23 protein-coding genes and 2 pseudogenes are annotated in these 20,340 nt (G+C 64.1%); 24 read left to right on the top strand and 1 reads right to left on the bottom strand.

Features of this window, described 5'->3' with window-relative positions; translation table 11 throughout:
- Window positions 1-450 precede the first annotated feature (450 nt).
- From ABZ385_RS20710 to ABZ385_RS20660, 11 genes are all read left to right on the top strand, one after another.
- Window positions 451-933 (top strand): P27 family phage terminase small subunit, encoded by a 483-nt coding sequence (locus tag ABZ385_RS20710; RefSeq protein WP_358577860.1) that lies wholly within the window; start codon window positions 451-453, stop codon window positions 931-933.
- Window positions 911-2,611, top strand: a complete 1,701-nt coding sequence (locus ABZ385_RS20705) for a terminase TerL endonuclease subunit (RefSeq protein ID WP_358577858.1) — start codon at window positions 911-913, stop codon at window positions 2,609-2,611. Before ABZ385_RS20710 ends, ABZ385_RS20705 begins: the two co-directional genes overlap by 23 nt.
- A gap of 34 nt (window positions 2,612-2,645) precedes the next feature.
- Window positions 2,646-2,993 (top strand): hypothetical protein, encoded by a 348-nt coding sequence (locus ABZ385_RS20700; RefSeq protein ID WP_358577856.1) that lies wholly within the window; start codon window positions 2,646-2,648, stop codon window positions 2,991-2,993.
- The gene (locus tag ABZ385_RS20695) at window positions 2,983-4,056 is read left to right on the top strand and encodes a phage portal protein (RefSeq protein ID WP_358577853.1); all 1,074 of its coding nucleotides are present in this window, start codon (window positions 2,983-2,985) and stop codon (window positions 4,054-4,056) included. Before ABZ385_RS20700 ends, ABZ385_RS20695 begins: the two co-directional genes overlap by 11 nt.
- Before the next feature lie 8 nt (window positions 4,057-4,064).
- Window positions 4,065-5,036: a hypothetical protein gene (locus tag ABZ385_RS20690; protein WP_358912523.1), complete on the top strand. Its 972-nt coding sequence runs from the start codon at window positions 4,065-4,067 to the stop codon at window positions 5,034-5,036.
- Window positions 5,037-5,053: 17 nt separating this feature from the next.
- On the top strand, window positions 5,054-5,620 hold the full coding sequence (locus ABZ385_RS20685; protein WP_358912521.1) for a hypothetical protein: 567 nt from the start codon (window positions 5,054-5,056) through the stop codon (window positions 5,618-5,620).
- Between the two features lie 102 nt (window positions 5,621-5,722).
- Window positions 5,723-6,679, top strand: a complete 957-nt coding sequence (locus ABZ385_RS20680) for a major capsid protein (RefSeq protein WP_358577847.1) — start codon at window positions 5,723-5,725, stop codon at window positions 6,677-6,679.
- Window positions 6,680-6,871: 192 nt separating this feature from the next.
- On the top strand, window positions 6,872-7,423 hold the full coding sequence (locus ABZ385_RS20675) for a hypothetical protein (RefSeq protein ID WP_358577844.1): 552 nt from the start codon (window positions 6,872-6,874) through the stop codon (window positions 7,421-7,423).
- Complete coding sequence (locus ABZ385_RS20670; protein WP_358577842.1) at window positions 7,420-7,767, top strand: hypothetical protein; 348 nt, start codon at window positions 7,420-7,422, stop codon at window positions 7,765-7,767. Before ABZ385_RS20675 ends, ABZ385_RS20670 begins: the two co-directional genes overlap by 4 nt.
- The gene (locus ABZ385_RS20665) at window positions 7,767-8,021 is read left to right on the top strand and encodes a hypothetical protein (RefSeq protein WP_230900599.1); all 255 of its coding nucleotides are present in this window, start codon (window positions 7,767-7,769) and stop codon (window positions 8,019-8,021) included. The genes ABZ385_RS20670 and ABZ385_RS20665 overlap by 1 nt, the downstream gene beginning before the upstream one ends.
- A gap of 13 nt (window positions 8,022-8,034) precedes the next feature.
- Window positions 8,035-8,418, top strand: coding sequence for a hypothetical protein (locus tag ABZ385_RS20660; protein WP_358577966.1), 384 nt, complete (start codon window positions 8,035-8,037; stop codon window positions 8,416-8,418).
- Here the strand turns inward: ABZ385_RS20660 and ABZ385_RS20655 are convergent.
- On the bottom strand, window positions 8,415-8,975 hold the full coding sequence (locus ABZ385_RS20655; protein WP_358912520.1) for a hypothetical protein: 561 nt from the start codon (window positions 8,973-8,975) through the stop codon (window positions 8,415-8,417). The two genes, ABZ385_RS20660 and ABZ385_RS20655, sit on opposite strands and share 4 nt — an antisense overlap.
- 100 nt (window positions 8,976-9,075) lie before the next feature.
- Between ABZ385_RS20655 and ABZ385_RS20650 the strand changes: the two genes are divergently transcribed.
- The 13 genes and pseudogenes from ABZ385_RS20650 to ABZ385_RS20590 all read left to right on the top strand — a co-directional run.
- Window positions 9,076-9,588, top strand: a complete 513-nt coding sequence (locus ABZ385_RS20650; protein WP_358577840.1) for a hypothetical protein — start codon at window positions 9,076-9,078, stop codon at window positions 9,586-9,588.
- 45 nt (window positions 9,589-9,633) lie between these two features.
- Complete coding sequence (locus ABZ385_RS20645) at window positions 9,634-9,945, top strand: hypothetical protein (RefSeq protein WP_358912518.1); 312 nt, start codon at window positions 9,634-9,636, stop codon at window positions 9,943-9,945.
- Entirely contained in the window at window positions 9,888-10,328 is a 441-nt protein-coding gene (locus tag ABZ385_RS20640) for a DUF5361 domain-containing protein (protein ID WP_358912516.1), read from the top strand. Before ABZ385_RS20645 ends, ABZ385_RS20640 begins: the two co-directional genes overlap by 58 nt.
- Before the next feature lie 6 nt (window positions 10,329-10,334).
- Window positions 10,335-12,728, top strand: coding sequence for a phage tail tape measure protein (locus ABZ385_RS20635; RefSeq protein WP_358577829.1), 2,394 nt, complete (start codon window positions 10,335-10,337; stop codon window positions 12,726-12,728).
- Between the two features lie 794 nt (window positions 12,729-13,522).
- On the top strand, window positions 13,523-15,775 hold the full coding sequence (locus ABZ385_RS20630) for a hypothetical protein (protein ID WP_358577826.1): 2,253 nt from the start codon (window positions 13,523-13,525) through the stop codon (window positions 15,773-15,775).
- A gap of 168 nt (window positions 15,776-15,943) precedes the next feature.
- The gene (locus ABZ385_RS20625; protein WP_230900591.1) at window positions 15,944-16,201 is read left to right on the top strand and encodes a hypothetical protein; all 258 of its coding nucleotides are present in this window, start codon (window positions 15,944-15,946) and stop codon (window positions 16,199-16,201) included.
- 76 nt (window positions 16,202-16,277) lie between these two features.
- Window positions 16,278-16,625, top strand: a pseudogene (locus tag ABZ385_RS20620) (CHAP domain-containing protein); the annotation flags it as partial.
- 138 nt (window positions 16,626-16,763) lie between these two features.
- Window positions 16,764-17,021: pseudogene (locus tag ABZ385_RS20615) on the top strand (peptidoglycan-binding protein); the annotation flags it as partial.
- Window positions 17,022-17,116: 95 nt separating this feature from the next.
- Window positions 17,117-17,383 carry a hypothetical protein gene (locus ABZ385_RS20610; protein WP_358577824.1) on the top strand — a complete coding sequence of 89 codons (267 nt, stop codon included), beginning with the start codon at window positions 17,117-17,119 and terminating at the stop codon, window positions 17,381-17,383.
- Complete coding sequence (locus ABZ385_RS20605) at window positions 17,380-17,958, top strand: hypothetical protein (RefSeq protein ID WP_358577822.1); 579 nt, start codon at window positions 17,380-17,382, stop codon at window positions 17,956-17,958. The genes ABZ385_RS20610 and ABZ385_RS20605 overlap by 4 nt, the downstream gene beginning before the upstream one ends.
- Window positions 17,959-18,154: 196 nt before the next feature.
- Window positions 18,155-18,940, top strand: a complete 786-nt coding sequence (locus ABZ385_RS20600) for a hypothetical protein (protein WP_358577819.1) — start codon at window positions 18,155-18,157, stop codon at window positions 18,938-18,940.
- A gap of 81 nt (window positions 18,941-19,021) precedes the next feature.
- Window positions 19,022-19,720, top strand: coding sequence for a hypothetical protein (locus tag ABZ385_RS20595; protein WP_358577818.1), 699 nt, complete (start codon window positions 19,022-19,024; stop codon window positions 19,718-19,720).
- Between the two features lie 73 nt (window positions 19,721-19,793).
- The coding region (locus ABZ385_RS20590; RefSeq protein WP_358912515.1) for a DNA cytosine methyltransferase at window positions 19,794-20,340 on the top strand (547 nt) is incomplete at its 3' end.

Raw genomic sequence — 20,340 nt, 5'->3', positions numbered from 1 at the left:
CCCCGAGCTGACCCCCCGTGGTGGTCGCTGCCCGAAGCACACCAGGGAAGCGAACGCGGACCGTGCGTCGCGTGGTGGAGCCGTCTACACAACGTGGTGGCAGCGCATCCGGCGCGCGTACCTGTACGCGAACCCGTGGTGTGTGCTCTGCGGGCAGCCGGCGAACGTGGCCGACCATTTCCCGCTGTCCCGACGCGAGTTGATCGCACGAGGCGAGCCGAACCCTGACGCGGCGAAGCATCTGCGTCCGCTGTGCGTCGCGTGCCACAACTGTGAGACCGCGCGCAATCAACCGGGCGGTTTTGCCGCGGAAGCGCGGTCACGGCGCGAGGCGAACGAACGCCCACCGTTCTGACCAGGGGGGTACTCCCCTCTCCTCCCGAGATTGAGCGGCAGGGAGGCAAAAAACTCGCATGGCTCATTGAGCCCTTTCGGTGGAGGTGACTTAGCGTGGCAATTCCCGGGCAGAAACCCAAGCCCCACATTCAAGCGGTCCGCGAGGGCACTTACCGCCCCGACCGCAATTCCGAGGGTGCTCGGTTTTCCCCGCTGTCCCCCGTCGAGCCCGATTGGGCCGAGCTACTTCCGGGGGACGCGTCGGACGACGTTCGGGTGAAAGCGGCGGACGTGTGGGCGAGGACGATTCCCGCCCTGGTGCACTCCGCTGGTCTCACTGACCCGCAGCGAGAAACAGCTATTGAGTATTGCGTGACGGTCGCCCGACTCTGGCAGGCCGAACGCGAGTTGAGCCGTACCGGCCTAGTGGTCGAAACGGAGCGCGGGAACGTGAAGTCCCCGTGGGTGACGATTGCTGGTCAGTACCGGAATCACTTCCGGTCGCTGGTCGGCGAACTCGGGCTTAGTCCCGCGGCAGCCACGCGGATTACCCCGCCGGAAAGCGGGGGCGCAGATGACGACGGGATCTTTGACTGACGGGCTGCCGGTCCCATATGAGGCACTGCTAGAACTCGGTCTCACCGAGGACGAGATAGCCGATGCGGTGAAGTCCCGTCCGCTCGTCCTTGCTCATCAGGCCCCGCAGCGCGAGGGCGCATATTTCGATGTGCCCGCCGCCCGCCGAGCGATATCGGCAATCGAGACCATGAAACACACCAAGGGTCGTTGGGGCGGGACTCCGCTCAAGTTGGCCCCGTGGCAAAAGGTCTGGATCATTGCGCCGATTTTCGGTTGGCTGTGGCTCGACCCCGAGTTGGGGCGGCCCGTCCGCGTGGCCCGAACGGTGTGGATCGAGGTTCCCCGTAAGGCGGGGAAATCAACGCTGTCGTCGGGTATTGGCTTGGTGCTGCTACTCGCCGACCGCGAGATAGGCGCGGAGGTGTACGCGGCTGCCGGCTCGCTGCCGCAGGCAGAGCGAGTCTTTGACGACGCTAAGCGCATGGCGCTGACAAGTCGCGCTATCCGTGGTCGCGTTGAAGTGCTCCGCGGGCTCATCCGCGTACCGAGGACCGGCGGAGTTTTCCGGGCCCTCTCCAAAATCGCCGAGACCGCCCACGGGCTGAACGTGTCCGGGGCGATTGTCGATGAGGTTCACGTGCACAAGCGCCGTGACCTTATCGACGCTATCGAGACTGGCACGGGTGCCCGCGATCAGCCTTTGGTCGTCTACATCACGACTGCTGATGAAGGCACCGAGGGCAGCATTTACGACGAGAAGCACACGTATACGCGCCGCTGTGCGGACGACGTGATTTCCGACCCCGGGCACTATGGGGTCATTTGGGCCGCCGAGGAAGGCGACGACCCCTATACGGAAGAGACTTGGCGTAAAGCCAACCCGGGGCTGGGTGTCTCGCCCTCGCTCGCCTACATGCGCCGCGAGGCTGCTAAGGCCAAGTCCACCCCTTCCTATTTCCCAACGTTCTGCCGACTGTCCCTGAACCGCCGTATGCGCTCGGCCTCGCGATGGCTGCCGCTGACGTTGTGGGACGAGAACGCGGGGGCCGTGGACGAGAAGCGGTTCCGCTATCGGCGTGCATGGGGCGGGGTGGACCTGTCCGCGGTGTCCGACCTTTCCGCGTGGGTCCTCGCTGTTGAATCGCGCAAACCAGGCGTCGAGCTGGAATTGATCTCCCGCTTCTGGCTGCCCGAGGAGCGAATAGACGAGCTGGAACAACAGCTACAGGTACCACTCAGGCAATGGGCGGACGACGGGCTGTTGACCCTCACCGAGGGCGACGCCATCGACTACGGGGCGATTGAGAAACAGATCATTGCGGACTGCCGCCGGCTGGACGTGCAGCGGATTTCCTACGACCGAATGTTTGCAGGTCAGCTCGTCCAGCGCGTTGAATCGAAAACCCGTGGCGTAGACCTGGTGCCGATTGCGCAGACGTATCTAGGCATGAGCCCCGGCAGCAAGGAACTTGAAAGGCTGCTGCGCGAGGGCCGCCTACACCACGGCGGAAACCCGATCCTCCGTTGGAATGCAAGCGTGGTTGAGGTGTACCGGGACGGAAACGATAATCTCCGCCCCGTGAAACCCGACCGCGGGAAGTCGAGCGCCCGCATTGACGGTATCGCTGCGACGGTTATGGCGCTGGACGGATATGTCCGCCGACCGCTCAAGCGTGCCCGTGCGGCGAGCGCTTAGCCCGAGGGGGATTATGACAGAGACACCGCTACAGATGACGGAACGGTTGTACGGGAAGCTACAGCGCCGCAGGCACCAGGCTAAGAAGTGGTCGGAGGCGTACGAGGGTGACCGTCCGCTGTTGTTCGCGTCGCCGGAATTCAGCACACAGACGGGCGGGCTCTTTGACGAGTTCTCCGATAACTGGTGCGCCGTGGTGCCCGACGCGACCGTTGAACGGCTCATGCCGATCGGCTTCCGGCTGGAAGACGGGTCGATTGACAAGGATGCCGGAAAGGCGTGGAAGCGCTCGGAAGCCGATGTAGAGATTGGACTAGCGCTGCTGGAGGCACTGATCACGGGGCGCTCGTACGCCCTGGTCTGGAACAACGATGGCAGTTGAGATCACCTTTCAAAACGCGTCCAACGCCATAGTTCAGTACGTCCCTGGTCGTCGCCGGCTCCGGAAAGCGGGGCTCATGACGTGGCGGGACTACGACACCGAGTTCGCAACGCTGTTCACGCCGAGCATGGTCTACCGGTGGCAGCGTCCGACCCGCGAGGGCGGGCAATGGACCGGCCGCACCGCGGGACTTCCCCGGGGCGAGTCGAGCCACCTTCCTAACCCCCTCGGCGTGGTGCCGCTGGTCGAGCTGCCGAACCGCTCACGGTTGCACGGAAAGCCCCGCAGCGAGATAGCGACGGTCCTTCCGCTACAGGATGCGGTGAACACCCTTTGGGCTCACCTCATGACCGCATCGGACGGTTTGGCGCTGCCCGCTCGTGCGGTGCTCGGAATGGACCGGCCCGTCCGCGAAATCGTGGACCCCGAGTCGGGTGAAGTGGTCGGCGAGGAGGATCTACCGCTTGACCGGTTCCGGTCGGACCGTCTGCTGTGGCTTGAGAAACAGGGCGCGTCCATCGCGGAATTTTCCGCCGCCGATCTCGACAACTACCTACGCGTTATTGCGGTGGCAGTCGAGCACATCGCAGCACAGACCCGCACACCGCCTAGCTATCTGGCGGGAACTCTCGTCAACGTCTCACCCGATGGCGTCGCCGCAAGCGAGGCGGGTCTAGTCGCCAAGGTGAGCGAAAGACAACGTCACTTCGGGAGTGCGCTCCGCGAAATCATGCGGCTAGAGGCACTGGCCCAGGGCGAGGCTCGGCGCGCGGAATCCCTCGCCCTGGGCTCCGTGGTCTGGAGAGACCCGCAGTTCCGCAGCGATGCCCAATACTCCGATGCGCTCGTGAAGTTGAAGAGTATCGGCGTGCCGGATGAGGCTCTGTGGGAGCGTATTCCCGGGGTCACGCCGGACGAAATCGAGCGGTGGAAGCAGATGCGCACGGATGCGGCGGGCGCGATTCTCGGCGGGGACATGTCCTCGCTGTTCGGGGTGAAGCCCGACCCGGGCGAGGACGACGACCAGGCCGACGAACCCGAGGACGCCAAGGGGACCGCCTAGTGTCCCGCATGGCGGAGTTGGCAGCCGAGCGATACACCCAAGTCCAGAGCGTTTCCAGGGCCGTTGTGGAGGCGATACAGGGGCTTTGGAAGGACGTTCCGGCCGACCGCATTCTGTCCGCCATGCAGGGCGAGGCGGGGCGGGCAATCCTCGCCGCGGTGACTGCCGGACAACTCTCCGCGGTGCAGGGGGCCCAACTGTTCGTCGGTGCGTCCATGGCGGCCCAAGGTGCCGGTGCGGCCCCGCTCGGCGTGCTCGACCCCGCGGCCCTGGTCGGTATCGCTGCGGACGGTCGGCCCCTCGCCTCGCTGCTGCAACTCCCCGCCATCACCACGGCTCGGGCACTGGCAGCCGGCGAGAGTGCCGAACTCGCGGCGGCCCGAGGTCTTACCCAACTGGCCATGATGGCGAGCACGCAGATTGCCGACGCGTCCCGTACGGCTACGACCATCGGCATGGCAGCCCACCCGCGCTGTATCAGCTACGTCCGCGTAGTGCGGCTACCCGCGTGCGCTCGGTGCATCATCCTGGCGGGTCGGCAGTACAGCTATTCCACGGGCTTCAAACGGCACCCCCGCTGTGACTGCGGCATGGAGCCGATGACCGACGCCGAGTGGAAGGTGAGCAAGTCCCCCGAAGACTTGTTCCGCGAGATGAGCCCCGCCGAACAACGGAAACGACTCGGGGCCGCCGGGGTCAAGGCACTGGAGGCAGGCGCAGACCTCGGGCAGATCATCAACGCGCGCCGAGGAATGACAACCGCGGTGACCGGTCGTGGCCCGATGCGCGTCACGACCGAGGGCACCACCAAACGCGGTATCGGGGCTAAGGCCATGGGTGCCCCGTTCGAGAAAGTCCCGGGTCAGAGGTACACACGGGCCCGCGAGGCGCGGCTAATGCCAGAAACCATTTTCAAGCTCGCGAGAGACAACCGCGAACATCAAGTAGCGATGCTCAAGAAGCACGGATACATCGTGTGATTCAGGGGGGAACACCAATGGCTGACGACCCGCAGAACACCCCGGGCAACGGGCCCGAGGGCGACCAGGGCGAGCCCAGTACGGCCACCGGCAGTGAGCGCCAGGGCGAGCCGGGCAAGGGGGCCGAGGGCAACCAGGCCGACGCGGTGAAGACCGCCGAGACCGCCCGAGCGGCTGCCGAGGAGCGCGCCACCGAGGCAGAGCAGGAGGCCGCGCGGCTCCGCCGGTCGAACGCTGCGACCAAGGGCACCGACCTTGACGCGATGCGCGCGGAGATCCGGCAGGAGTTCACGGAACAGCTCGTCCGCGCCGAGCTGCGCGCGGCTGCTGCGGGCAAGCTCCGTGATCCGGCGGATGCCCTCGCGCTGCTGGACGTGTCCACGCTCGCCGGCTCCGGGGGCGATATCGACGCTGCCGCGGTGGCTGCTGCCGTGGACCAGCTCGTCAAGGACAAGCCTTACCTTGCGGTCGCCGAGACCGACCCCGCGCGGTCGTGGGGCGACGTGGGCGCGGGTCCGCGTGAGTCCGCCGAGCCCGAGCCGGCGACCCCGCTTGACCGTCTGCGCCGCGCGTACGACGCGTAAGGAACCTTCCCGCAGGAACGTTCCTGCCACCCATTCCAGGGGACGCACCTTCAATAGGTGCCGTCCCCTTTTTCATGCCCAAAATCAGGGGGAATTCAACACATGGCACTGACTCTTGCCGAGGCTGCCAAGCTCTCGACCGATGACCTTCAGCGGGGCGTCATCGAGACTTTCGTGCAGGAATCCAGCGTTCTGGACCGGCTGCCGCTGCTGACCATTCAGGGCAATTCCTACTCGTACAACGAGGAAGCGACGCTGCCCGGAGTCCAGTTCCGTTCGGTGAACGAGGGCTATTCCGAGTCCACGGGCACGGTAAACCAGAAGTCGGAATCTCTGGTCATTCTCGGCGGTGACGCCGACGTGGACAAGTTCATCGTTCGCACCCGCGGCAATCTGAATGACCAGCGAGCCATCCAGACCCGCATGAAGATCAAGGCCGCCGCGTACCGTTTCCAGGACGCGTTTTTCAACGGTGACGTTGCCACCGAGCCGAAGGGTTTCGACGGTCTGCGCAAGCGGCTGGTCGGCGCTCAGGTAATTTCCGCCGGGGAGAACGGCGCTCCGATTGTGGGTGACGGCAAGGACGACCCGCAGGCGTTCTTTGACCTGCTGGACCGGCTGATTGCGCAGGTCCCGGGCCTGAACGCCTCTAACGGCGCGCTCTACGCCAACGCGGGCGTAATCGCCCGAGTCAAGTCGGCTGCCCGCCGGATCGGCGGTTACGAGATGGTCCGTGAGGCGCTTACCGGAAAGGTCGTCGCGACCTATAACGGGGTGCCGCTGCTCGACCCGGGCCAGAATGCCGCGGGCGCGGACATTCTTCCGCAGACGGAGACTCAGGGCACAGCAACGGACGCGTCCAGCGTTTATGCGGTCCGCTTCGGCCAGGCCGAGGACGACCGCGCGGTGACCGGTCTCACCAACGGCGGTATTCAGGTGACGGACCTCGGCGAGCTGGAGTCCAAGCCGAGTTACCGCACGCGCATTGAGTTCTACACCGGTCTCGCCGTTTTCGGCGGCCGTGGTGCTGCCCGCCTTAACGGCGTTCTCGCCAAGTAACGGAAGGGGACGGAATGCCGCCGCGTAAGCGGGCAGCGTCCGCCCCGAAGATTCCGCACACGGATTCCTGCGGTGCCCCGGAACGGGTCGAGTCCTTCCCGGTACTCGATTCCTCCGGGGCACCGCGGACCGTGGCGCGGTGTCTGGCGTGCGGCGCTCAGACAGCGAAATAGCGAAGGGGGGTAACGCGTTATGGCACTCCCCGCACTGGCCACGCTCGACGAGCTGGCCGCGTGGTTGCAGCGCGAGCCGGCCGAGCTGCCCGAGGGGGCCGCCCTGGTGCTCGACACCGCGTCTGCGATCGTTCGCGCCGAGGCACGGCAGCGCTTCACCCGGGGCACGACGACGGTTGCACTTGCCCCGCGGGACCAGGTGGTCACGCTGCCCCAACGGCCGGTCGTCGCGGTCGAGTTGGTCCGGGCGGGCGGGCGGGAGCTGCGGCCGGATGAATACCGGTTGTGGCGCGATGAACTGTGGTTCGCCGGCTCGTTCGGCTCGGTGGTGGTCACCTACTCCCACGGGTACGCAGACGTTCCCGCCCCCGTGCGGGCAATCGTGCTCACCCTCGCGGGACGGGTGCTGACCAATCCGAACGATCTCCGGCAAGAGTCCGTGGGCAGCGTGTCCGTGACCTACGCGGCCGAGACCATCGGCGCGAGCCTCGCCCCCATCGAGCGGGACGCCCTCGCCCGGTACCGGCCGCGCGCTGCCGTGGTCCAGCTCGGCAAGGGGCGGCCCTGGTGACCACGCTCCACTACACACAGACGGTCGTGATCCTGCGGGCCCCGTTCGTGGTGGACCGGTACGGCAACACCACATCCGAACGCGACTGGTCGAGCGCGACCAGGACCACCGTCCGGCGGGTGTCTGTCCAGCCCGACACGTCCACCGAGGACGACGGGGACCGCCCCGCGGTGACCACGGGCCTACGGCTGACCACGCGCCGAGGGGTCTATATCGACCTGAACCCCGGGGACCGCGTGGTTGCCATGGGCCGACTGCTGGAGACCGACGGGGACGTTGCGCGGTGGGTCGTCGGGGGGCGACTGCACCACGTAGAGGCACGGCTTAAGGAGGTGGCCGGCTGATGCGTTTCCGGCCGAACATGAACGGCATTCGCTCGCTGATGCGCACCCCGGAAGCGGGGCGGGAAGTCGAGCGCATCGCGGGGCGTATCGCGTCCTCGGCCGAGTCGGCGACCGGCGGGGAATTCCGGACCGACTCCGCTTTGGGGCCCCGCCGTTGGCGTGCTGCGGTGATCGGGAATTACCAGAAGCACAACGACGCCGAGGGCACCCGTAGCGCGCTGCTGCGAGGCATGGACGGGGCCGGTAGTGACTAGACCGGTGGTCGTCATGCCGGATGCGGTGGCGGTCGTCACGGGCTATCTGCGGGGCGCTCTCAAGGCGCACGGCGAGCCCGTTCCCGTCGTCTCCCGCATCCCTTCCCCGCGGCCCCCGGTATTCGTCCGGGTGCAGCGCATCGGGGGCACCAGGCAGACACCCGTTTCTGACCGCCCTCGGCTCGACGTTCATTGCTGGGCTGAGAGCGAATCCGCCGCTCAGGATCTCTCGGCGCTCTCCCGCGCACTGCTCGGTGACATCTCCGGGGTGCGCGACGGGGTGACGGTCTACGGGGTGTCGGAAGTCGGGGGCCCGATGTGGCTGCCCGACGACCAGACCAGTGCCCCACGGTACGCGTTCGCCGTGGAAATCCACATGCGCGGACGGGTGCTTTAACGGGGTCGATCTTTATTCCTGCTGCCGTCATCTTCTATAGATTGCTGTGCAGCGGAAGCAAAGATTTCTAGATCACGGTATACCGCATCTGCCGCCGAATCGAGTTGTGCGAAACTTTCATATACCTCATCGGTGATTCTCTGTCGCGATTCCGGAGAGTCACCGTCTTCGGTACTTCCGGCGCGCGAAGCCCTGTACATGGTGGATGTAATGCTCAGGCTGCTGGCCCTAAGAGCATTAGCCGGTTCTAGAACGTATGCGGGTCCGAGTAGCGAAATCTCTACCCATTGGGCTTTAACCTCGTTTTCCAACGTGCGAGCGATTTGGAATGCCTCATCCTCTGTTCCGTGTGAACGTGAGATCTCTGCTAGCTCTGCACAGGCTGAAGAGAACGCCTTGTAGGCATCGTAGCGAGGCTGCCGCTGCTCCTTCTTGTGGTCAGCTCGTACCGCCATCTGTGCACTCTCCCGCTGCCACCAACCAGCCGCAAACGAAGCGCCGATAGTGCCGAGGGAACCCGCCAATGCGCCGCATACCGCGGCTAGACCTGCATCCATGTGGCGATTTTACCGCCCCTCGCCAAGCTCATTCAACAAAGGGAAACCTATGCCTCTAAACGCCAACGCTGTACGCGTAGCAGTTACGGGCGCTGCCTATGTGGCTGCCCCGAAGTCCAAGTTGCCGACGGATGCAACGACCCCTTGGGATGCCGCATTCACCGATGTTGGCTGGATCTCGGACGACGGGATCACGGAGTCCAACTCGGCGGACTCCACCGAAATCAAGGGGTGGCAGGGCGGTGCCACCGTGCGAAAGGTCATTTCGTCCAGCGAAATGTCTTTCTCCTTTACCGCAATCGAGACCAGCAAGACGGTTCTTGAGCTGTACCACAAGGGCTCAAAGGTGATCACGACTTCCGGCAAGAGCGTGCTTGCGATCAAGGCCCCGGGCCCGGACCGTCGGTCGTTCGGCTTCGATGTGATCGACGGCAATAGTCACATCCGGATCGCCATTCCAGACGGCGAGGTCACCGAGACCGGAGACATTACCTACAAGGGCGATGAGGCCCTTTCGTACGAGCTGACCATTACCGCCTATCCGGGCGCAGACGGGACGGTCGCAATCAAGTACAGCGATGACCCCGCGTGGGGCTCGACACCCGCGCCGTAATCATCCGCTGAAACGTTCCGTCTACATTGCTAAGAGGTACAGCACATGAGCAACCCTTTTGACCTTGACGTGTGGGTCAAGGAGGCCCGTAAGGAGCCTTTTCGTTTCACCCTGTCGGGGCTGGTGTTCACCATGCCCGCCGCCGGCGAACTGGACAAGAAGATCCTGGGTGCCGTCAACGTCGATAACCCTTCCGCCACCGATATTGAGACGCTGCTTAAGGCGGGTCTCGGTGACCAGTGGAGGCAGTTTGACGAGACACCCGCGCCGCTTGAAGCCCTCGGTGAACTTTTCCGGCAGTGGCAGAAGCACGAGGGTACGCCCCTGGGGGAATCCTCGGCCTCTGCCGACTCCTGAGTGAGTACGGCGAGGCCATAGAAGCGGATTTGCAGCGGTATTACGGTACTGACCTGCGCGACCTTTTCCGCCCGGGATCGGGGCTCACCTGGCGTCGGTTGGGGGCCCTGGTGGCTAATCTCCCGTCCGACTCGGCGTTGGCCCGGACGATATCCGGGGACGATTCTGTGTGGACGCTAGAGACGCAGCTACTCGCAGCAGTGCACGACCGCTTGAGCGAGGCCAATTGGCAGCGCGCTAACGCGGGCTCGAAAAACCCGAGCCGGCGCCCGCAGCCTATTCCCCGCCCTGGTGTTCACACGGACCGGATCGGCGGGACGAATCGCGACGTGCGCGAGGTCGCAAGCTATCTCGTGCGGTTCCAGCCGGAGAACGGGGGGTGATCCGGTATGGCTGTTGAAGTGGGAATGGGCTATGTGTCCATCGTCCCCGAAGTGCAGGGCTTTGCAGGAGAACTCCGGAGGCACGTCACCGGGCCCGCGGAGAGCGCCGGACAAGAGGGCGGGTCGGCAGCCGGCGAGGGCTTCAAAGGCAAGATGGGGGGCGTTCTCAAGGGCGGTCTAGCCGCTATCGGTCTCGCTGCTGCGGCGGTACTGACCAAGGGGTTCATGGACGCGCTCGACCAGGGCCCTATTAACGGCAAGATCCAAGCCCAATTGGGCAGCACGCCCGACGAGGCAGCCCGTTACGGAAAGGCCGCGGGGCAGCTCTACGCCCACGGGGTTACGGACTCGGTCGAAGAAGCGGCCGAGTCCATCACGGGTGTGATGCGGTCCGGAATTCTGCCCCCGGACGCCACTAATGCGCAGATTGAATCCATTACCGGGAAGGTCACCAACCTTTCAAAGACCTTTGAGCTAGACCTAGGCCAGACCAGTAATGCGGTCGGTCAGATGCTCAAGAACGGTCTTGCCAAAGACGGTACAGAAGCGCTCGATATTCTGACCGCCGGAATGCAACGGATGGGTCCGCGCGCTGATGACATGGCGGACACATTCAATGAGTACTCGACCAAGTTCCGGGATCTCGGCCTATCCGCAGCGGATGCCATGGGGCTCATGTCCCAGGGTCTCCAAGCGGGTGCCCGTGATACCGATACGGTCGCTGACGCTCTGAAAGAATTTCAGATCAGGGCGACGGACGGCAGCAAGTCGAGTGCCGAAGCCTATAAGGCTATCGGGCTCAACGCCGAGGAGATGACCCGCAAGATTGCGGCGGGTGGCCCTGGTGCCCGCAAGGGGCTGCAACAGGTTCTCGACGGGCTCAAGGGAATTAAGGACCCCGCCGAACGCAGCGCCGCAAGCGTCGGACTTTTTGGCACGAAAAGTGAAGACCTTGGCCGAGCCCTCTATGCGCTTGACCCGAAGACCGCTGTAAAGGCGCTCGGGGACACTGCGGGGGCAGCTGACAAGATGGGCGACGCATTGCACAACAATGCGGGCGCTCGGATTGAACAGTTCAAACGGACTTTTGAAGTCGGCCTGACCAACTTCATGGGTGACAACGTGATTCCCGCACTGACCTCTTTCGGTGGCTTCCTGGGGACCACGTTCGGGCCGGCGCTCAGTCAGGGAAAGGAACTCGTCTCCGGTTTTTTCGGGGTCTTTTCCGGATCGGCCGGCGGTTCCTCTATTGCAGCGTTCGGTCAGTCAGTCGTTACCGCGGGGACCACCCTGCGGGACAACTTCCTACCCGGTTTGCACGGGCTCGCAACGGTCGCTCAAACGACCGTTCTTCCGGCCCTGAGAGGACTCGGGGGCGTTCTGTTTAATCAGCTCGTCCCCGCGTTCATGACGCTCTCTACGAGCGTCGTCGGTGCGGTCGTCCCTATCCTGTCGTCGCTCGGCCGTATTCTGCTGGAAGTAATTTGGCCCGCAGTTACGCGCGTCTATGCGTCGATTTTTGAGAATCTGCAACCGATCTTCGCTGCCCTGTCGGCGTTCATAACGCAGCGCGTAGCCCCTGCGGTCCAGATAGTCGGCGAGAAGCTACGCGGAGTGGTCGAGAAGGCACGCCCGCTTATCGCGGTAACGACCACGGTGGTGTCGTGGCTCGCACGCCTCGCCGCTGAAATTCTCGGCGCTGCGATACCGGTGATCATCAGACTCGCCGGACCGGTCTTCTCCGCGCTTTTTTCGGCTATAGGTACTGCCATCGACTGGATCGGCAACATTATCGGTTTCGCCGGAAAGCTCGGTACTGCTTTTGTCGACGCTGTGCGCGGGGTTGGCGAGTTCGGTCGCGAAGGAAAGAAGAAGCTAGGCGACTTCACAGACTGGATACGCGGATTCCCCGGGCGCATCAAGAAGAACTTGGGGGATTTCAAGAACCTGCTGGTTGACAAGGGTGCCGACCTTGCCCGAGGGATCTGGGAAGGTATCAAGGGGATGGGAGGCTGGCTCAAAGACAAGTTGATCGGTTGGGCCAAGTCGGCCATTCCTGGGCCTATTGCCGACGCCCTAGATATCAACAGCCCATCCGGTCTCATGCGCGACATGATCGGCCGTTGGATTCCACCGGGCATCATCGAGGGTATCGATGATGGGCAACCCGCACTTGATCGCCGGCTGCGCAGCATCGTGGACTTGCCGAAGCGTATTCAACACAAGGTTGTTGCTGTCCCGCACTACCAACCCCGGTACGACCTCTCTCGGTATGACGACTTCTGGGACTTCCTTACGGAGACGCAGAAGCTCACACAGCGCGACATCGTGTTGCGGGTCGGTCACGAAGAACTGGCGCGCGTGTCCGCCCTCGGGCGGCGCCAACTCGACAGGAGGTGAAGGCTTGGGGATGTGGATAGGGCACCCCGGAGGGCTCTACGAGATGCAGGACGGTGCGTCCAAGTTCGACCGGTCCCCTGATATCGGCGCAACCGAGTTCCGGGCTTTGAGCGGGGCTGTCACCACCTGGTCGCCGCCCACTGTCCCGCGTCGCATGTCGCTTACGTGGTCGGGCATGGATCCTGACGATGCATCACGTATCGACCGGCTAGCACGTCGCGTCGATGGCCCCGGGCCTATCGCCGTGCTCGACCCGCTCACGCGGAATTTGCTCGGGGGCACGCAGTCCCTCGGGCAGGGACCGGCACGGCAATGGTCGGTGTCCTCGGGCACTCTCCTTGCTCCTGGTGGTCCCGCCTCCGTGGTGAACACAAAAACCGACGCCGAGTTGTCGTGGGTTCACCCCGCGTGGCCGGGCTTTCCCGTGACGCCAGGGATGACGGTCTGGTGGTGGGTCCCCAGCTTCGCCGGCGTAGCAGGGGCAACCTTGCGTCTGCTGTGGCACTCAGCCACGGATGACCGCCGATGGGTGACATCGGGGGACGCCGCCAAGGGGCCCCTAGCTGGTGGAGTCCCCGCCGAAACGGCCTACGTGACGCCCATGGTGGGGCTCGCCGCCCCTGGTACCCACGTCATCGGGGCGTCCGTGCTCAGTCTGTACCAACCGTCAGACAGTGCTGTTCCCCCGCTCGGCGAGGGATGCCCCGCCATGAGCATTACGGACTACAGCCACGCAGCAATGCCCGGTAACGGCACCTACCGGGACGTGGCTCTGACGCTGGTGGAGGTGACGAATGCGTCCGGCTAGCTCGGCGCTGCTGTCGGCTCTCCAGTCCGGAGAGCGCCAGCTTGCTCAAACAGTGCGGCTCGGCGGTGCGGAGATGGCCGCACAGGTGCAGTCGTGGACGCTGGAGCAGAGCTACAGCACCGATTTGCCCACGGCGATGCGTGCATACAGCGGCTCGTCCAGTGCCCAACTCTCCCTCTCGCTCGGGGGGATCAACGGACGCCCCGCACCTGCCCTGTACGGCCCGTGGGCACCCCGCGCGACGGGGGATGTGGTGCGCCCGGGTCAATCAGTCGTGCACGGGTGGGGGCTCGGCGACCAGGTCGTGCCCACCTTCCGCGGCAGTGTGCGGGCCCGCTCGGCGCAGTCCGGTACGGACACCGTGAGCATCACAGCGCTGGACGGTGCCGAGCGGCTACGTCAGCCGGCCTCGCTGCCGCGCCCGTCCGGGGGCATAGATCCGGATACACCGTTTGGGAGTGACACCAATTGGGTGGCCTCGCCGACGTGGTGTGTGGACCACCTTTTGCGGCGCGCGGGGATTCACACGTGTCCGCCGCCGCGGAAAGAGGCACTGCTCTACGCGAGCATGCACGGCGGGGCGGCTGCCAATATTGGATTCCTGAAGTCACTTTCTGGCGACTGGTCTGCGTGGCCTAAGACGAACGCGCCCTGGGAATGTTCGGTCCAAGGGGCAGCGAACGGCACGACGAGGGCGGAGTATGCGCCGCAAAAGCGGTCCGTAAACCGTCACCACTCCGAAGGCTTCTTCTTCGAAGCATGGGTGGACAATACGGGTGTAACTACCGGTAGTCGCAGCTTGGATATTTCGCTGTCATGGGTACGCGGGTCAGCTGCACCCGTATACACCACTATGCGCGTTGATTTCTCTGACGTTGGGACGATTGCGTTCTCGAACGGAACTGATCCCGCCCTCACTACGAATCCATCGGTGCAATCGCCCGTCGTAGACATGTATCAGTACGGGCGCTTCTACTTCGGTATGTGGATCAAGTTTTCGTCAACTGGAGTGGCGACCGCCGAGGCGATCCTAGGATTCCCCGACGGCACTGAACAGATAATTAAACTGGGCTCAGCCGGAAGTGCTATTCCAGCAAGTGCAATGGGGAACGTGATTCTACGGATCGGGGGCCTGCGGGTAGAAGCCCTACAGGTCTCACAACTCCCCAAGAGCCCCGCAAACTTGGCAGATGCCACGCAGGCGGGAAAATGGAAAAGGGCTGCCCGTCTCGATGAGCCGATCATCCCTTTGCGGGTAATTCCCGTGGTGAGCGGAAGCGCCTGGGAGGTGATTACGTCCATCGCCAAGGCGACCCTGTCCACTGCGGCTTTTGACGGGGACGGGGTATTCCATTGGCGCAACGGCTCTCGGTGGGCAACGGCTCCGACAACGCCTGATCTCACGGTCACTTCTGCCCGCGATATTGCGTCGCTCACGATCACGGAGGAAATCGACGCATGCCGAAATCATTGCTCCGTCAAGTGGGCAAACTGGTCTAGGGTCAAGGCCAACAAGGCGACGACGAAAAAAGCGTCGCCTAGTGCGCGAGAAATCGCCGCCGGTGGCAGCTATACGATGAGTTGGACGATTGGGGATGACGAGCTAGATACGTCGCCGCCTTTCACGTTCGATGATTCGGCGCCGGACTGTATTCGCTTTTCCACGGAAAGAGCCGGTGCTGGAGTGGTATATGGGGCGGTCGAAGTGCAGGTCACCCGCGAGGCGGGAACGCTGGTGCTGGAGATGTACAACCGCTCTGCATCCGTTGTCTGGCTCACGGCGAAGTCGCTTGTAAGTCCTCCGGTCACTCTGCTGACACCGAGCGTAGATTCGGGAGCCTCCCCTTCGGATCACTGGTCGGCAGCGTGGAATGCGAACAGCCAGAAGATGTACGGAATTCAGGAATTCGAGCACGATTCCGGCGGCTGGGTGCAGGACTCCAGGTCGGCCTCTGCGGTGGCATCAGTTCTGCGGGATGCGGGAGCCTACCCAATGCCGCTGCTCGGGGATGTGGAAATTCTTCCCGACCCCCGTATTCAACTCGGCGACGTAATTCGAGTCATAGACTCTACGGGCGCCAGTCTCGACACACTCGCATGGATCATTGGTATCCGCACGTCGAGCACAGACGGAAGCGTTCGCCAGACGCTCACGCTGCGGGCCACTTCCTACAATGGCACCCCCCTTGACGCAGGGTTGAAACCTGATCCGCCCGTTGATCCGTCCGTCTCTCTTTAGGAGCCACATTGACACAGGAGGAAATAGAGGCACTAGCCGACGAGATAGCCAGGCTTCTTCCCGGCTATCTGCTGTACAGGGACCCGCCCCAAGTAGCGGTGGGGTCACCCGAATCAGGGATCGGCTCAGGAATGACCGTCACTACCGAAGACGAGCCGCACACTGCTGATGAATGACGACCAGGACGAGCCCCTAGGCGTACGCATCGGAGCCCGTGAAATCTACGACGAGGTGGTAGGGCTCCGCGGCGACGTGCAGCGGCTCGGGCAGCAGGGGGAATCCGTGGACGAGACGCTAGAGGACCACGAGACACGTATCCGCGGACTTGAGAGCGAGCGAGGCAAGTTTGTGTTGCCCGTCGCCCTGATTACTGCTGTGGCGACCGTAGTTGCTGCGGGTCTGACTGTCGCACGCCTCGCCGGCTAGAGAGCCGCACACAACCACCAGCCCCGTTCGGGCTTACCGAGCGGGGCTTTTTCATGCCTGAAACCAGGGGGATTCAATGCCAGGTGTTGATGCCATGCTGTCCGCTGCTGTTGCGGATGTTGGCTATAAGGAGGGCCGTAACAACGATACGAAGCACGGTCGTTGGTATGGGATGAATTTCAATCCGTGGTGCGACATGGCGGTAAGCAAGTGGGCCGCGGACAGCGGCAACGCTGCGGTCGTCGGACGCTTCGCCTACTGCCCGAGTCACGTGAATTGGTTCCGTGCGCGGGGTCAGTGGGTGAGCAAGAACGCACCCGCGAAGCGTGGGGACGTTGTGTTCTTCACGTGGGACGGCGGACCGGTCGCCGATCACGTCGGCATCGTCACCGAGGACGCCCCGGCGAGCGCGAGCGTGCGCACCATCGAGGGCAACACGTCCTCGGGCAACGCGGGCTCGCAGGGCAACGGGGACGGCTGCTACCGGCGCGTGCGCTCACGGGTGTTCATCCTCGGGTTCGGCCGTCCCGCCTACTCGGGCAGCTCGACCCCGGGCAAGCCCACCACTCCGAAGTACGCCCCTTTTCCCGGGGTCGCGTGGTTCAAGAAGTCCCCGCGGAGTCCGCTCGTGACTGCCATGGGTCGCCGGCTGGTGGCCGAGGAGTGCAGCGCGTACAGCGACGGTCCGGGCCCGCAGTGGACCGAGAGCGACCGCAAGTCCTACGCGAAGTGGCAGCGAAAGCAGGGATACCGGGGCGCCGACGCGGACGGATGGCCGGGTGCAAAGACCTGGGCCGCCCTCAAGGTCCCCACGGTCTGACCACGGCCCGTAACAGCGGTCCCCCTCGGCGGGGACCAGCTCGGGAACGCAAACGCGGACCCGTTCACACTCAGCAACTTTCAGGGGGAACACCCATGCAGTTCATCAAGGCACATCCGGCCCGGATCTACGCCGTAGCGGTCGCCGCTCTCGCACTGGTCGCGCACTACGTCCCCGAACTTCCGAGCGCGCTCGTCCTCGGTCTGGTCGCCGCGGTGCTCGGTACCGGTGAGGCTGTCCAGCGCGCCGAGGACCGGAAGACCGCAGAGGCCGGCGAGGATGAGCACCAGGACGACCAGGCCGACGCCATCGACGAGCGCCAGGGCGACGACCAGGCCGACGCCGACGAGCTGTCCGCGTGAGCTATCGGCACGTCGCACTGATGGGCCGAGCGGGGTCGGGGAAGGACTCGGCAGCCGCTCGGCTCGTCCGCCGGTACCAGTTCGTCCGGGTCGCGTTCGCGGACCCGCTCAAGGGCTGCGCCCTAAGGCTGGACCCCATCGTTGGGGGCGAGAGCACGTCTTACGGCTCGCTCCCGATCCGGCTGTCTGACGTGGTACGGCGGTACGGGTGGGACCGCGCGAAGACCGCCTATCCCGAGGTACGGCGCACGTTGCAGAACCTCGGCGAGAGCGTCCGGGCGGACGACCCGGACTTCTGGCTCCGCATGGCGCTGGACAAGATCCGGACCGCCGACCGGTGGTCCTTGCCCGTGGTCGTCTCGGACGTGCGCTACGCCAACGAGGCGGACGCGCTGCGGTGCGCGGGGGCCCTCATGGTCCGTATTGAGCGGCCCGGGGCGAGCGCGGGGGGCGAGGCCGCGCGGCACGTCTCCGAACTCGACCTGGACGCGTACCCCGCAGACGTGACGATCCCGAACACGGGGACGCGCGAGGACCTTGACGCCCTGGTGGACGCGCTCGCGGTCCGCCGCTGACGACCAGCGGTGACGGGGTGGTGAAAGTGGCCCCTGTCTTTCTTTCTTTTGGTTTTTTCTTGTTCACCAAAAAAGTAAGGGTAGTTCGACACCCCATCACCCCTCTCCCCGCTGGTCGCTTTCAAGCAAGCAACAACGAGGGGGAACAATGCCCGGAACCATCCGGACGATTCAGCGCGGGGGTTCACGGTGGTACGTGGACCCGGAAACCGCCATCAAGTACCCGGGCGTGACGAGCATCATCGCGATGCTACCCAAGCCGTTCCTTGTCTGGTGGGCCGCTCGTATGACCGCGGAAGCGGCGGTGTCGAATCTGCCCGCCGTGGCATCCATCGCCGAGCGCGACGAGGCGGGGGCCGTGGACTACCTGCGGAACGCGCACAGCCGTTACACCAAGCTCCGCGCGAGGATCGGCAGCGAGGCACACGACCTTTTTGAACGGATGATCCGGGGCGAGGCCATCGGCCGAGTGCACCCTGACCTAGAGCCGTACCGCGAGGGGTTCGCCGAATTCCTGGACGTGGTGCGTCCCGAGCTGGTCCGCGCGGAAGATATCGCATGGTCGGACACGCACGAATACGCGGGTTCTTTTGACGCGATCCTGCGGGTTCGGCTCGGCGAGGACGGTAAGCCCGACCATCAGGCCGGCGAGTGGCACACACTGATTGTGGATTGGAAGACTTCCAAGTCCACGTATCCCGATGTGGCGTTGCAGATGGCCGCCTATGCGCACGCCGACAAGGTTATTGCCCCGGACGGGACCTCCGAGCCCATGCCGGAATTCGACGGCGCGGCGGTCCTGCACATCACCCCGGACGGTTGGGCTTTCAAGCCCGTGCGTATCGACCGCGAGGTTTTCGACGTGTTCCTAACACTGCGAAAGGTCTTCACGTGGGACCGCGAGACCTCTAAGACCGTGCTCGGTCGAGCGATTGCCGAGAGCGCCCGCCGGCTCATCACCGGAACGCAGCGCCGCACCTAATTCCGCACCCATCACACCAGGGCGGGCCGAACCGAATCGGCTCGCCCTTTCTCATGCCCAAACTCAGGGGGACTTAGCACCATGGCACTTCGTATCTTCGAGACCGACCCGAACGCCAAGCCGAAGCAGTCTTTTTCGGATGACACCGTTGGCCGTTTTCACGGTGGTAAGCAGGTGGACAACCTTCCGGTCGCTCTTTCTGAGTGGCGAGTGACGACCGGCGATCCGGCGGTTGCCGACGCTGTCGCTCAGCTCATGGGCGGTACTCCGGTCGAGACCGATTCCACGTCCGAGAATTTCATTGAAGTTCTGACTACTCAGGATAAGGTCAAGGTCGTTCTCTCGGGCCCGGACGCGATTTCCTCGGACCTCAAGCTGTGGAACGGTGCGGCCCTCATTCACCACTGCGACGGGGTTGAGTTCCTTTCGCCCGAGGAGGACAAGGGCAAGCCGTGCCGCTGCCCGGAACTGATGGAGGACCGAAAGGCCGCCGCTAAGACCAAGCGGGGCCCGTCGCCCTCTATCGCCGTATCGTTCCGCCTCGCCGACGACTACGACCTCGGCCTTTTCAAGCTCCAGACAGGTTCTTGGAAGCTCGCCGAGGTTCTTTACCAGGTGGAAAACGCGCTCGACAAGATCGGGGGCGAGGCGCTGTGCTCCATTGAACTGGAACTCGTGGAGTACACCACCAAGAAGGGGCGCGACGTGTCTTACCGCAAGCCGGTTATCCGCGTCCTCAAGGCGTGGTCAGACGCTATCGCCGACGAGCCCGCTTACTAAGCCCACGGCGGTTAGGGGGCTCCGGACAGAGCATTCCTGGGGCCCCCATTGCCGCCCCTCACAAGGGGATCACTTGCCCATTCTTGAGCTGTGCGCGGGGTACGGCGGGCTCGGCCTCGCGGTCGAGCGACTGACCGGTGATCAGGTGCGATACGTCGCAGAGGTGGACCCGGCAGCATCCCAGATTCTCGCAGCACGATATCCGCACGCGCCAAACCTCGGCGATATTACGAAAATCGACTGGTCGTCCCTCGCTGGGGAAGTGACCACCATTACGGCCGGCTTCCCGTGCCAGGACATTTCCATTGCAGGGAGAGGGGCGGGAATCAATGGCACGCGCTCGGGTATCTGGACGCACGTCACTGATGCCATTCGCACAATACGACCGGGGCTTGTGTTCCTGGAAAACGTTGCAGTCATTCGAGGCCGCGGAATGCCGGACGTTCTCGGGGAGCTGGCCCAGATCGGGTACGACAGTCGGTGGTGTTGCTATCGAGCATCCGCAATTGGTGCCCCCCACCACCGAGACCGATGGTTCTGTCTCGCCGTGCCTGAAAACCCCGACCGCAAATCTTGGGTCGAATGGCGGGGCACAGCACCCGCACATTCGTACTGGGAAG

Source organism: Streptomyces sp. NPDC005898 (assembly GCF_040629635.1).
Lineage (GTDB): Bacteria > Actinomycetota > Actinomycetes > Streptomycetales > Streptomycetaceae > Streptomyces.
The sequence above is the reverse complement of the archived record's forward strand: the minus strand, read 5'-3'. Positions and strand labels throughout refer to the sequence as shown.